The organism is Streptomyces litchfieldiae, from assembly GCF_031845365.1.
In the GTDB taxonomy this organism is placed as follows: Bacteria; Actinomycetota; Actinomycetes; order Streptomycetales; family Streptomycetaceae; genus Streptomyces; species Streptomyces litchfieldiae.
Genome location: NZ_JAVREL010000042.1, coordinates 1 through 13,873 on the forward strand (window position 1 = coordinate 1; position 13,873 = coordinate 13,873).

The window sequence follows — 13,873 nt, forward strand, 5'->3', positions numbered from 1 at the left end:
GAGCGGGTACAAGCGCGCTGCGCGCCTTGCCGACCCCCGGGCGCTTCGCGCCCGGGGGAAATCCGGCGCGTTGCGCCGGAAAATGAAATACCCGCTTCGCGGGCATTTCTAAAAAGCGATGGAATTCGCGCTCCGCGCGAATTCCCCGCCTCCGCTCCGCTCCGGCGGAAAAGACCGCACCTGGGAAGGAGGGGGTGGCGCATCACGCGCGATGCAGACTGTGTAGATACAGGAATCCCAGGCCAGTTGCCCCCGTTGAGCCAGAACCGGAGAGGCCGGCCCCCGACCGCCGAGGACCAGGAGCAGCACCCCCACACACCTGGAATCGGGCGGCCGGGCGTCGGCCGACGCTTCGTCAGCTTACCTGCCGGGCTGCCCGGATGGCCTGTGCCGATCCCGACCATGCTCCGGATAGTACACCCGACGTGGCTGCCGATGCGGTAGGGTGGCGTGCATCATTGTTCCCTTCAGCGCACCACATCGGGTGTGATGCATCTGTGTAGCTACGGGGACTAGGAACGGCCCTGATCGCGCGGCGGGCAACCTCCGCCTTCTTCGTTTGTTTGAATTCCTGTCAGGAGGAACGGGGATGGCGGAGCCGATGAAGCGCCGGGACCATCAGATTGAGGCGACTGAGGCGGCGGCGCGCGCTCTGGACATTCCGCCGGGAAAGCGTATCCCGACCGGTGGATTGCGGGCCACGGTGGTAATGCCGTGCGGGTCGGGAAAGACGTTGGTGGCCGCTGATACGGCACGGCGGGTGGCGCGGAATGGCCGCGTGCTGGTTCTTGTGCCCACGCTGGATCTGCTGACGCAGACGGTGTTGGCGTGGCAGGCGGCCGGGCATGCGGGGCCGGCGGTGGCGGTGTGCTCGCTCCAGGACGATCCGGTGCTGTGGCGGGCGAAGGTGCGCAGCACGACGAGCGCGCCGCAGCTGGCGTTGTGGCACGGCTCCGGCGCTGTGACCGTGTACGCCACCTACTCCTCGCTGCCGGTGCTCACGGCGGCGTTCGAGGGCTCCTACGGCCTGCCGATGGCGCCGTTCGACCTGGTGGTGGTGGACGAGGCGCACCGCACGAGCGGAAGCCTGGGGAAGGCCTGGGCGGATGTCCACGACAACACCTTGCTGCCGGCGCTGCGGCGGCTGTACCTGACCGCGACGCCGCGGATCTGGCAGGAGCGCCCGGCCCGGGAGGTTCTGGAGGGCCTGCGTGACCCGCTGCCCGAGGAGATGGCGGCGAGCATGGACGACGAGTCCATCTTCGGGCCCGTCGTCTACCGCATGTCGCTCGCGGCGGCGGTCTCCAGGAAGCTCCTGGCGCGGTATCAGGTCATCGTGGTCGAACTGGCCGACCCGCAGCTGCCGCCCGGCCGCCTGTACGGCCCCGAGCGGCGCGAGGAGGAGATCCGCGGCCTGCGCCTGGGCGCGCTGCAGGCGGCGATGCTCAAGACCGCCCGTGAGCACGACCTGAAGACGATGATCACCTTCCACCACCGCACCATCGAGGCGCAGGCGTTCGCGGCCGGACTGCCGGCGGTGGCGGAGAAGCTCCATGCCGACCAGCCCCAGCGGTACCCGGCGCGCGTGTGGGCCGGGTGGCTGAAGGGCGAGCACGACTCCGGCCACCGCCGCGAGGTCCTGGGGGAATTCGGCACCCGGGCGGGACTGGCCATTCTCTGTAATTGCAAGGTTCTCGGGGAGGGCGTCGATATCCGGGCGGTGGATTCGGTTGCTTTCCTGGACCCGAAGGGTTCGCCCGTGGATATCGTGCAGGCGATCGGGCGGGCGTTGCGGCAGAAGCCGGGCGAGGGAAAGCTGGCTTCCCTGATCGTGCCGGTGTTTCTGGCGCCGGATGAGCAGCCGAAGGATATGTTCACCTCGGCCTCGTACAAGCCTCTCATCAAGGTGCTCCAGGGGCTGCGTGCGCACGACGAACAGGCCGTTGAGCTTCTGGCCATTCCGCAGACGAACACCAACTCGGAGTCGCTGACCACGGAGATCGGTTCGCCGCCGGCCGACGGGGAGGAGGAGAGCCGTCTCCTGCTGCGATTCTCCGCGCCCCGCGACCCGGCCCAGGTCGCCGAGTGGATCTCCTACAACGTCATCGACACCGAACGGCAGGACTGGGAGCGGGGGTTCGCCGCCCTGCGCCGCTTCCACCAGCGTACCGGTCACGCCCGTGTCCCCTTCTCCCACCGGGAAGGCGCCTACCCGCTGGGGCAGTGGACGGCCGACCAGCGCAAGACGTTCAACGCCGGGGCGATGACCGGCCAGCGCGCCCGCCGGCTCGAACGCCTCGGCATGGTGTGGGACGAACGGGAGCTGGCCTGGGAGGAAACCCTCGACGTGCTGAGCGCCTACTTCCAGGAGTACGGGACGCTGGCGGCGCCGCGGTCGGCGACGATCCTGGACCGGCCGGTGGGCATGATGCTGGCCAACCTCCGCAGGCCCGGCGGGCTGGGCAAGGACCCGGAGCGCGCCTGGAAGCGCGGGGAGCAGCTGGCGGCGATCGACCCGTACTGGAACCCGGACTGGCCGATCGAGTGGCAGCGGAACTTCGCCGGCGTCCAGCAGTGCATCAACGGCAGCGCCAGCCTCGAGGAGATCCTGCCCGGCGTGACGGTGGCCGGTGTCGATGTCGGGATGTGGCTGCGACGGCAGAGGCAGGGCTGGAAGCGCCTCACAGCCGGACAGCGCGAACTCCTGAACGGCCTGGGCGTCACCCCGCTACCCACGCCCTCAGCAGCCCCCACACAGGCCGCCACGGAGAACACGGGCGCCGTGCCCGTACCCGCCGCCAGGAAACCCGCTACAGGCCGCAACGCCTCGTTCGAGCGCGGCCTGGCCGCCGCCCGCCAATACCTCAACCGCGAAGGCCACCTCACCATCCCCCGCACCCACATCGAACACCTCGTCATCGAGGACAGCGCCGACGGCGACGGCCAGGAGCTGCAGGACCAGGAGCAGCAGGCTGTGGCCGTGAAGCTCGGTGTGTGGCGGTCCAACATGCGCTCCCGCCGCGACAAACTCACCCCCGAACAGCAGGCCGCACTCGACCAGATCGGGCTATAGCAGGAGCCCATTCAATCGGGGGTAATCTCGCGATAGCGGAGCCGATATCCTTCGCCGCCATAAATGGAGTCATAAGTAAATTCCATCGCAAACCGATTGAGAATAAAGCTCCAGAAAGCCTCCCTTGCATCTACCGAATCCTCAACCGACAGCAGGAATCGGGAGTCACCGGGAGGGAGAACCCAAGTGCCACCGTAATTCGTCTCTAACGAACCCATATTTGCCCGAGTCTCGGCGCGGATTCTATCCACTGCTTCCCGCCCCAAGTGCCCCGCATGAATACCATCTATCCATACCTTCGATCGGGCGACGAATGCGGGACCTAGGCCGCTATTCCTGATGAGAATTCCAGCGCGGCCGCCCGAATTCCTCACATTGACGAATTCCAGCACAGGCAGGACCGATCTCCGGTTATGCTCACGAGTCGCCCTCGCCTGCTGAACGGAAACAGCGAGTGACGCGCACGCAATGACCGTGGCGCATATGGCGATCACAGTATCGGCATTCAAATTCAGCGCCCCTTTTCCTGCAGTTGAGGGCCGAGGACAACAACACGGAGCCCAGCCGGGCCCGACTTGGGTGCCAAAGAGGCCGATCGGTGGGCGCATTCAGACATCGACTCGGTATTCCTTCTCGCTCTCAGCTCCAGACGCTAGAAGCGGTCGAGCGCAAATTCGGCCAGTCGGGAATCGTGACAACCACCTTGTCGGCAGGGACTTCGACGCCGGCAAGCAGCTTCAGAAGCCGCACGTGCTCGACATCTGAGAGCACCGCGGTGATCGGTTGCCAGTCAGCGTCGCAGCCGAAGAGGAGTCTGTATCCGGTGGGTGTTTCAGGGAGGTCGGCGCCCCAGCAGAACTCCCGGTAAGCGTCGGGGGTTATGGTGTTGGGAGTCGCGAAGCCTACCCAATGGATCTGCATGCCCCGGTCTACCCGCTCTGGCGAGGTCCGCAAACAGCTTCACCGAAGTCCGGGCAGCCCACCGTCTGGCCATACGGCCAGTACGCCGCGCTTGGGATGTGGTGTGAGGTTCGGAAGCGGACATACCCTGTCGGGATCGGGCAGACGGGCCACCTCATTCACTCGGACGAGGGCGCGTCCTCCTCAGGTGGCCAGGTGGGGCCCAATCAAGTTGTCGATCAAGTGGAGCCGAACCAGCTTGCCGACCTGGTCCCCAGCAAACCTGTCGCAAACACTTCATCCTGCGTGCTGACCAAACGGCCGCCGGGACTGCGGGAACTGCTCGGACTTGGGGTCAAGCAGATCGATGAGGCCGATCAACCGATGTTGGATCTCTTCGAGTCGAGGGAGTGAAGGGCCTGGGTGCTCGGCCAGGCTGTCGATATCCGCGAGGAGCTGCCGGAACCAGCGGCGAAAGTTGTCGTCCGTGTCGAGCTTCGCGCAGAACTCCGCGTATCCCAGGCACCGCCTCCGGCCGGGCTCCCCCTCCGGATGAACCATCAGTTCACCGATCGCACGCTGTTGGGTACGAAAAACACGCAGCGGCTCGGGTCCGCCCGAGGGCGTACGGTTGAGAATGGAACCGATCTCCGAGATCTTTCCCATGACCTGCTGGTTGGTGCGTGATCGGCCCAGGTCAAGGAATTGGACGTCCCGGCGCAGAATCTCCACCCAGCCGAGGTACTCGGCGAGCAGGAAAACTGTGCTGCGCCGCGCGTACTCCCCGTCCTCCGCAGTGCCCTCTGTCAGGAAGCCGGTCAGGAATCCGTGGCCCTTTCCGGGAGTCTGCTCAATGGCATGGCCCCGCAGGATGTTGAACAGTCTGCTCTGCAGGTCGTAGGCGGCCCATGCCAGCGCGGCCCCGTATGCCTCCATGAGGTTGCGCTGATCCAATGTGCGCAACCGCCGTTGGGCCCAGTAGCCCAGGACGGCCGTCACCGCGGCGCCGGCGAGCGCCACTACTGCTGTCACCAGCGCCAGGACATCCATATCGCGTCTTTCCCCCGGGAGACCGTGCGGTATCAGTGGTCGGCTATGAGCGGCTGGCGATGGTTCGGAGGCTTCGGACGCGAGGGCCCGTTGAGAACTGGTCCACCGCGAAGACCCCAACCGAGGAAACCCGGCCCAGATCGCCTATGCGGCGTGCAGCCAGCGCGGCCGTGTGGCGGAGCGTACCGGGCGGGCGGGGCGGGGCGGGGCGGGGCGCTGGGGTCGGGGCAGGTCAGGCAGGCGTCGATGCAGCATGGCCGCGACGGTGAGCGCGAGGCCCTGGCCTCCTCGTCCTTTTCGGTGGCCATGTCCGTGGCGCCGACGCCGGCGAACTGTGTGGCCGTCCCCCGTGGCGGGGCAGGCGACGGTGGTCAGGGCGCTGGCGTAGTTGGTGGGGTCGTCGTAGGGCTCCGCGTACGGGGCTGGCACGGGTAGGGCATGTGTGTGCCGGGCCAGCCGCAGCAGGACGTGGGCGCGGGCGGCCGGTGCCAGCGCCGCCCAGGGACCGGCTGGTGCCGTGTCGACGGCGGTGGCATGTGCGGCGCCGGAGCAGCGGTGGGTGGCGGCGAGTTCGTCGAGGAACGCCTCGACCGGGACCGGGGTGGCACTCACAGCTCCACGTCCAGGTAGTCGATGTCCGTGATGGCGACGTCCAGGCCGTGGGCGCGGGTGTCCTGGGCGCGGAAGTAGGAGTAGCCCAGCCCTTGTCCGAGGAGGGCCTGAAGTTGGGCTTCGTCGGCGCCAGCGGCGTGGGCGGCGAGCAGCTGGGCGGCGTCGGCCGGGTCGAGTTGCTCGGTGATGCGTCGCATGCGGGGGTCGTCGGTGGATCCGGCGGCCGCGGTGAACCCGAAGCGGGCGCGGGTCTCGATGGTGATGCCGGCCCGGGCGGCCTGGCGGATGACACGCTGCCGGATGCCGGGCTGCCAGGAGCGGCGGGCTTCGCGTTCGATGGCGGCGGCCAGGCGCGGGGTGGGGCGGTGGGCCTGCCCGGACAGGTAGCGCTCGACCTGGCGCTGGGAGCAGCCCAGGCGGTCCGCGACCGCCCGCGTGGAGCCCTTCTCCGCGCGCAGGATGACGCGCACCCGTGCGGCCGCTGATTTCGGCAGGGGGCGGGTCTGCGCGCCTTGCAGTGCGGCTTCGATGCTGTCGCCGATGGCCCCCATCTATTCGTCCCCCTCTGTGTTCGGGTCGTCCTTGATGTGGCGGGCGGGATTCGCGCCCTGTTCCATCAGGTCGGCGGCCCACCAGAATTCGCGGGCACCTTCCAATTTGACCATTCCGGGGCTGACGCCGAGCCGGAAAATCCCGGACATGGGCTTCCCGGTCGTCGCGTCGCACGGGAGGAGGTCCAGTGGGGACGGTCCGGGGCTGGGGTAGACGACGCAGTCGGACAGCACCGCGATCGGGTAGTGCCCGGCGGCGGCCATGCGCATCATCTTGCGGTGGGCGTTGATGCGGGCCGCGCTGATGACGGCGGCTCGGATGTCCGGGCGCCAGGTCGGGCGCTCCAGCGCGGGCCAGCGGTCACCGGGGCGGTAGCGGGCGCCCTGGGGGCGTTCGCGGAGCTTGCCGATGCCGCCCTTCACCGTGGCCTTGATCGCCGCGAGCACCGCTGCCATTCCGGGGTCGGTGTGCTTGTGGCCGGCCATCGCGTCCAGGAACTCCCGCTCGGTCAGCTGCTTGGTGACGCCGAGGTCGGCCATGGTGGCGAGGTAGGCGTCGCGCAGCCGCTCGTACCACGGGTCCAGGTACGGGCCGGCCTCCGGGCGCAGCCACGCCTCCAGCGGTCGCACGTCGTAGCCGAGTTCGGCGGCGTAGGCGACGGTGGGGGTGGCGTACCAGGCCGGGCCCGTCGGGCGCCTGCCGTGCGGGGTGAACGGGCTGGGCAGGCGCGGGGCGATCTCCACGTGGGAGAGGTCGACGTACCAGCAGCCCGGGATCTTCTTGTCGAACTGCGGGCCGTCGGTGTGCAATGGCTCCCCGAGTCCGACTGTCAGTCGGTTGGCGGCCGCGGCGAACGCCATGTTGACGTCCAGGCCCACCGCCCAGGGCAGCGCGCACTCGTCGTCCCCGAGGAGGTCCAGCGGCCGCACCCACTCGTAGGCCTCTTCGTCCAGCACCTGGTCCTCGGGCCGGTCCTGGGCGACGGGGTGTTCGGGCGGGGCCTCGGGCGGTGCGGGGTCCACGGGCGTGGTGAGGGAGCCGGGGACCGGGCCGGAGGTCCAGCCGCCGGCGTTGTCGCGCACCGGCTTGGTGGGCGGCCGCAGGCTGGTCATCAGCTCCAGGCCGTTGACGGCCGTGGAGCCGCGGGGCGTGAGAACGCGGGCGGCGTAGGTGCTCAGGACCCGCGCGAGGGTGAGGGCGTCCCAGCCCTCCGCGCCTGGCCAGGAGCGGTTGTCCAGGGCGCCCCAGGGCACTATGGCGAACTGCACGCACTGCCGGGAACCCGTAGCCTCCACGGGCCGGTAGACACGCGCCCATGGCCCGAACCCGCGGCGGGTGAGCCGCCACCCAGCCGCCACCAGGTCGTGGACCACCGAGTGGTCTTCCGGCAGGCGCAGGACCCGCCGGTCCGCCAGGCGGCCGGGCAGCCCGAAGCGTTCGGCGGCCGCGGCGGTGATGACGACCAGCGGGTCGGCGTCCCGGCCGTTGCGGTGCAGGCGTTCCTGCCCCAGGCCCGCGGCGAGCGCCCACTCCACCAGTTGCGCGAGCGTGGCGGCCGGGCAGTCCACGACGCGGCCGTCGGCCAGGTGGGCGCCGCCGGTGCCGTCGACCACGGCCAGCGGGCCGGCCGGGAAGCCCGTCGCCGGCGCGGGCGGGGCGGGCCACTCCGCCACCAGGTCCTGCACGGCTTGAGGCCGGGCCGGACGGCGCGAGGCCGAGGACCGTCTGGCGGAGAATGCCGTTGCCGGGGCGGGCTGCTGCGCGGCGACGTCGTCGGCGGCCGCGGGCGGGGCGGTGGAGGCCTGCGGCGAACTCTCACGGCCGCGCGGCTCCGGTGCGCCGGCCTGCATCGATGCGGGGGCGGGGTAGCGCTGGGCGAGGCCTGCGAGGAGACGTGCGTAGGCGGCGCGGAGCTCTCCTTGCGGCTCGCTGCGGCCCTTCTCCCAGCCCGTCACGGTGTCCGGCGTGACGCCCAGGGTGCGGGCGACCTCAGGACGGGACAAGTGCGCGGCCGTGCGCAGCCGTTCCCGCTCGCCCGGTGCGGGCAGGTCGCGGGGCTGTGCGAGCAGCGCGTCGACCGCGTCGAACAACTCACTCACTGCCGCCATCTCCTTCCGCGAGGACGGTCTGGGTACCGCCGAGGGCGGCCGTACGGCGGCGGGCGGGCAGCTTACGCACCGCGTTGTCGACGCCGGCCAGGAGGTCGGGGACCGGGATGCCGTAGTGGGCGGCAAGGCGATCGAGGTCCGCCAGGGACCAGGAAGTGGCCCCTGCCTGACGGCGGGAGACCTGGGTCTGCCCCAGGCCGATACCGCGTCCGAGGTCGGCCTGGGTCTCGCCCGTGGCGTACATCAGCGCCGCGACCGTGACTCTCAGATCGTGCTCCGTGCTCGACATACGCTCACCCCGCCTAGCTGATGCTCGATCAGCATAGCATGAGCTCACCGAGTTTCGTTACGGAGGATTTGACGTGACAGAATTGCTCCGAGCACAGGGAAGGAGGGCGATGCCGGAGATCCCGCAGTGCGGCACTTGCGGAAAGGAACTGCCGCGCAAGGACCGGGGGCGGCCCCGGCGTTACTGCAGCGCGGCCTGCCGGACCCAGGCCTACCGCTCCCGGCAGCAACACGACGTCGAGAAGCTCCGGCGGAAGGCATCTGCCCTCCTGGCCGAACTGACGCAAGAGACGGCCGGCGTTCCGCCCCTGGCACAGTTCGACGAGGAGCAGTTGCGGGAGGCACTCCGGTGCGCTCGCGCCACCCGCGACGCACTCGCAGCGCTGAACCTCGCCCTGGGTCCCGAAGCGGGGATTCGCGCCTCCCTCGTTAGGCCACCGGAGAAGGAGCACGAGTGAGTGACAGGGGTTCCTTGAATTGCCCTGACCGGGGACGAGTTCGGGTCCGTCCCGGCAGCTCAGCGCCTCATCCCGGAGAACCGGGGGAGGCAGCCGTCGAAGAACTCACCCCGGCTGCCGGCGTGCCACTCCCCCGGTTCGCCACCGGTTTCCGGCACCGGGACGAGGCCGGCCCGCCGAGCATTGACGTACGCGGGTTCCGGAGGGCATGTCACACCGCCGCGCGCGACAACGGATTGCGTTTGCCGGGCATTTCGCCGCCCGAGCGCTTCGCGAAGTACCACACCGCCCGCATGGCGGCCTATACGGACGTCTGCACCGTGCTGTGTCACACCACGCTCCCGTGGGTGGCTTTCGCGGCCACCGCCCCGGATGTCGGGCAGCGCCCCGCGTTCGTTCAGCCACCTGACTGGGCTGGCCACTTCACCCGTGCCGGATTCACCGTGCCGGCACTCCCGTTCCTCACCATGCCCGCAACGGACGCCGGCCTCTCGGCGCTGCCCGCCTGGGAACGCGGGCTCGTCGAGGGCTGGCTCCCGATCACGCCCTCCCTCGGCCATATCGTCTTCAACTCGTGGCCCTGACCACGCATCCTCCGCGCCGTTTCCCGCGGGAGGTGTGATTCGTCAGCGGCCAACTGTCCGGGCGCTCATGATGTCGCGGAAGGCCGCAGAACCGGACAGGACGCCCCTTTGGAGAAACGGCCGGACGACTGCCGGAGCTGCGGTCGGCCCGCCATGTGACCAGGTGAGCGCCTCGCCCGTCCGGGGCTCTGCGTTTGGCGTCGGCCGCGTGCGGATACCCCCGTGGGGGCTCTTGACTGGTGACGTGGCGTCACCGTCACCCCCCGGCATCCTGACGGGTCGCCACCGCGGACCGGGTGTGCAAGTGAAGCGCCCAGAGCCGCTCACCTCCAGCTCCTCGCCGAACGAGCGGCGTCAAGGTCTTTCCCGATGGCGCGACTTGCCCATCCTTTACCCCTGTTTACACCGATGGACAAATGTGTAGGCGATCTTTGCATTCTCTTTGGTTCTGCGCACGACAAGTGATGCAGTGGGGATCGGGGAGGGTGGGGCATGCGGACACGGCTGCGTCATGGCGTGTCGTGGGGGCTGGGCGTCGCGCTGACGGCCGGGCTGCTGGGCACGGCTCAGCCGTTGGCTTCGGGCAGTGAGCGTGCCGCGGCCGTTGCCGAGGAACCCGCGCCGGCGGCTGGTGAGGCAGCGTCCGAGGCCGAGGCGCTGGCGGAGGCGGAGCGCACCGGGGAGCCGGTGGAGGTTCTGTCGTTGCGCGGGGAGACGTCGGAGGTGTTCGCCACTCCGGAGGGCACGTTCGAGGCGGTGGAGTATCTGCGGCCCGTTCGCACCCGTATCAACGGTCAGTGGGAGGAGGTGAACACCGACCTGGTCGCGCGGGGGGACGGGATGGTCGCGCCTGTCGCGGCGAGTGTGGATCTGGCGTTCTCCGGTGGTGGCGGGGATGCGCCCATGGCGAGCCTGACGCGGGCCGGCCGGGTGCTGGAGTTCCACTGGCCCGGTGCGCTGCCCGCTCCGGCGCTGGAGGGCGCCGTCGCCGTCTATCAGGACGTGCTCCCGGACGTGGACCTGCGGATGGAAGCGCAGGTGGACGGCTTCACCCAACTGCTCGTCGTCCACACGCCGGAGGCGGCGGCCAGTCCTGAGCTGGCCGAGGTGACCCTCGGTCTGGAGGCGCAGGGCGTGACGGTGGAGACCACGGCCGACGGTGGTGACGAACTCGGCGACGGCTACGCCCCGTTCAACAAGGAACGCCTCGCCACCGTCGCCGACGAGTACGGCGGCCAGATCGACGTCCAGTACTCCGGGGAAGCATGTGACCCGGCGAACCTGCCCACCCCGGAGAGCAACACCACCCGCTGCTTCCCCCAGTACATCGGCGGCGGCGTCGACATCGCCCCGGACCTGGAATGGTTCAACAAGTACGTCGTCACCGGCGTGATCGCCACCGACCGCACCGGCGGCTCCCCCGACCAGGTCACCGAGTACGAGTACCTGGGGGACGCGGCCTGGCACTTCGACGACGACAACGGCCTGGTCCCCGAAGAGGAGAAGACCTGGTCGCAGTGGCGCGGCTACGGACACGTCCGCGTGCTGTCCGGCGGCGAGGGCGACACCGGCATGCTCTCCCAGGAGGACACCTACTTCCTGCGCGGCATGCACGGCGACCGCCAGGGCGAAAACGGCGGCACCAAAGACGTGTCCGTCGCGCTCCCCGCAGGCGAGGGCGACCCGATCACCGACCACCCCGCCACCCAGGGCTTCGCCTACCGCACCGTCACCTACGACGGCGTCGGCGGCAACGTCCTGGAGAAGACCGTCTCCCGCCCCTGGCACCACGAGACCGCCAGCGACGTCCGCGACTGGGGCACCATCACCGCCGACCTCACCGGCACCGCCCGCACCACCACCTGGACCTCACTCGACCAGGGAGCCGGAGAACGGTGGCGCACCACCCGCATCGACACCACCCACGACACCGTCGCGGGACGCGCCACCGAGGTCAACGACCTGGCGGACACCGCCACGGCCGCCGACGACCGCTGCACCCGCACCACCTACGCCACCAACACCGGCGACAACATCCTCACCCTGCCCTCCCGCGCCGAGACCGTCGCCGTCGCCTGCACCACCAACCCCGACCGCGCAGACGACGTCATCACCGATCAGCGCTGGGCATACGACGGCGGCGACTACGGCGACGCGCCGACAGACGGCGACGTCACCGCCACCGCCATCCTCAAAGACCACGACGGCACCACCGCCACCTACCTCGAATCCGGCGCCACCTACGACACCTACGGCCGGCAGCTCACCACCACCGACCTCACCGCCAACCTCACCGCCACCGGCCCCGCCCTCACCCGCACCCCCCGCACCGACGGCCGCACCACCACCACCGCCTACAGCCCAGCCACCGGCATCCCCACCCAGACCACCTCCACCACCCCGCCCGCCGATCCGGACACGCCCAGCACAAGCCTGACCGAGATCACGGCGCTCGACCCCGTACGCGGCGTGCCCACGCGCATCACGGACACCAACAGCAAGGTGACGGTGCTGTCCTACGACGCCCTCGGCCGCTCCGAAAAGATCTGGCTCGCCGACCGGCGCACCAGCATGCTGCCCAGCTACCAGTTCACCTACCGCATCGAGGAAAACGAACCGGTCGTCGTCAGCACCCGCACCCTGGACAACACCGGCAACAACCAGCTCGCCTCCTACACCGTCTACGACGGCTTCCTCCGCGAGAGGCAGACGCAAGAACCGGGGCCCGATGGCGGCCGCCTGGTGGCCGACGCGTTCTACGACGAACGCGGCCTGCTGGCCAGGACCTTCGCCCCCTACTACGCCTTGGGCGCGCCCACACAGGAGCTGTTCCAGCCGAATGAACCCCAGCGCATCGAGTCGCAGACCCGGCACTCCTACGACGCGCTCGGGCGGGAGACCGAAGCACGGCAGATAGCGGGCGACGGCGACGGGGGCCGGGTCCTGGCCACCACCACAACCAGCTACCGAGGCGACCGCGTCACGGTCATCCCACCCCAGGGCGCCACCGCCACCACCACGCTCGCGGACGCACGCGGCCAGGTAACCGAACTCCGCCAGCACCACGAACCCTCCGGCGGCGCCGATTACGACGCGACCCGCTACGAGCACACCCCCGCCGGCCAGCTCGCCGCAGTCACCGACCCGGCGGGCAACCAGTGGACCTACACCTACGACCAGCTCGGCCGGACCACCGCCACCACCGACCCCGACGCCGGCCGCACCACCAGCACCTTCGACGACCGCGGCCAGCTCACCACCCGCACCAACGCGCGCGACATCACGCTCGCCTACACCTACGACGGACTGGGGCGTCAGACCGAACTACGCGAAGGAAACGCCCAAGGGACACTGCGCGCCGAGTGGGTGTACGACACGGTCACGGGAGCTCGCGGCCATCTGGCCAAGTCCATCCGCTACCACGGCGGCGAGGCCTACACCACCGAGGTCACCTCCTACGACCGGCTCTACCGCCCCCTCACCACCCGCATCACCATCCCCGGGACAGAGCAAGGGCTGGCGGGCACCTACGAATACAAAACCCAGTACTACGCGTCGGGCTTGCCTCAGTCAGTGTCCCTCCCCGCGGCCGGCGGACAGCCCGGCGCCAATGCGGTCTTCACCTATGAAGACGCTACCCTCCGCCCCACCGAACTCTCTGTCTCCAGCGGTCCCAAGGTCCTGACCGCCTACCACCCCACCGGCAAGTACGCCGCCCACGACATCTACGACAACAGCAACCCCGTCGTCAGGGCGACCTACGAATACGAGTGGGGCACCCAGCGCCTGGCCGCCACCGCCGTCCAGCGCTGGGAAGGCCCCTTCGACCGCCGGGAGAACTACACCTACGACCAGGCCGGCAACGTTCTCTCCATCGCGGACACCTCCGCGACCGGCACGGATGTCCAGTGCTTCCGTTACGACTACCTGCGCCGCCTGACCGAGGCATGGGCCCAATCGACGTCGGCCTGCGCCGCCACCCCCTCAACGGAGTCGATGGGCGGCCCGGCCCCGTACTGGCACTCCTACACCTACGACGCGGTCGGCAACCGCCTCACCGAAACCCTGCACGAGCAGGACACCGAACGCACCTACGACTACCCCGACCCCGGCAGCCCGCAGCGGTGCCTGTCAAGTCAAATGAAACGAATGTGATGCTATGAACTCTGTTGTTCGATTTGGTGTCGCTTGGCGGGGTTGTTGATCCATGTCTGGTGGGGGATCGATGGCGGGACGGGGCGGCGGTTG

General features: G+C 69.5%; 11 protein-coding genes. 4 read left to right on the forward strand and 7 right to left on the reverse strand.

Annotated features, from left to right (window positions below):
• The first annotated feature begins 601 nt into the window (after positions 1–601).
• Positions 602–3,073 carry a DEAD/DEAH box helicase gene (locus RM590_RS35005; RefSeq protein ID WP_311708867.1) on the forward strand — a complete coding sequence of 824 codons (2,472 nt, stop codon included), beginning with the start codon at positions 602–604 and terminating at the stop codon, positions 3,071–3,073.
• Between the two features lie 11 nt (positions 3,074–3,084).
• Here RM590_RS35005 and RM590_RS35010 read toward each other — a convergent pair whose 3' ends face one another.
• The 7 genes from RM590_RS35010 to RM590_RS35040 form a co-directional block, all read right to left on the reverse strand.
• Entirely contained in the window at positions 3,085–3,465 is a 381-nt protein-coding gene (locus RM590_RS35010) for a hypothetical protein (protein WP_311708857.1), read from the reverse strand.
• Between the two features lie 247 nt (positions 3,466–3,712).
• Entirely contained in the window at positions 3,713–3,994 is a 282-nt protein-coding gene (locus RM590_RS35015; RefSeq protein WP_311708858.1) for a hypothetical protein, read from the reverse strand.
• 276 nt (positions 3,995–4,270) lie between these two features.
• Positions 4,271–5,023 carry a hypothetical protein gene (locus RM590_RS35020; RefSeq protein WP_311708859.1) on the reverse strand — a complete coding sequence of 251 codons (753 nt, stop codon included), beginning with the start codon at positions 5,021–5,023 and terminating at the stop codon, positions 4,271–4,273.
• Between the two features lie 144 nt (positions 5,024–5,167).
• Positions 5,168–5,635, reverse strand: coding sequence for a hypothetical protein (locus tag RM590_RS35025; protein WP_311708860.1), 468 nt, complete (start codon positions 5,633–5,635; stop codon positions 5,168–5,170).
• Positions 5,632–6,186: a telomere-protecting terminal protein Tpg gene (gene tpg / locus RM590_RS35030; RefSeq protein ID WP_311708861.1), complete on the reverse strand. Its 555-nt coding sequence runs from the start codon at positions 6,184–6,186 to the stop codon at positions 5,632–5,634. The genes RM590_RS35025 and tpg overlap by 4 nt, the downstream gene beginning before the upstream one ends.
• Positions 6,187–8,295 (reverse strand): telomere-associated protein Tap, encoded by a 2,109-nt coding sequence (gene tap, locus RM590_RS35035; protein WP_311708862.1) that lies wholly within the window; start codon positions 8,293–8,295, stop codon positions 6,187–6,189.
• Positions 8,279–8,584: a helix-turn-helix domain-containing protein gene (locus RM590_RS35040; protein ID WP_311708863.1), complete on the reverse strand. Its 306-nt coding sequence runs from the start codon at positions 8,582–8,584 to the stop codon at positions 8,279–8,281. Before RM590_RS35040 ends, tap begins: the two co-directional genes overlap by 17 nt.
• A 109-nt stretch (positions 8,585–8,693) precedes the next feature.
• Between RM590_RS35040 and RM590_RS35045 the strand changes: the two genes are divergently transcribed.
• The 3 genes from RM590_RS35045 (at position 8,694) to RM590_RS35055 (ending at position 13,780) form a co-directional block, all read left to right on the forward strand.
• The gene (locus tag RM590_RS35045; RefSeq protein WP_311708864.1) at positions 8,694–9,041 is read left to right on the forward strand and encodes a hypothetical protein; all 348 of its coding nucleotides are present in this window, start codon (positions 8,694–8,696) and stop codon (positions 9,039–9,041) included.
• A gap of 242 nt (positions 9,042–9,283) precedes the next feature.
• On the forward strand, positions 9,284–9,625 hold the full coding sequence (locus tag RM590_RS35050) for a hypothetical protein (protein WP_311708865.1): 342 nt from the start codon (positions 9,284–9,286) through the stop codon (positions 9,623–9,625).
• Positions 9,626–10,117: 492 nt separating this feature from the next.
• On the forward strand, positions 10,118–13,780 hold the full coding sequence (locus RM590_RS35055; RefSeq protein ID WP_311708866.1) for an RHS repeat domain-containing protein: 3,663 nt from the start codon (positions 10,118–10,120) through the stop codon (positions 13,778–13,780).
• Positions 13,781–13,873: the final 93 nt, after the last annotated feature.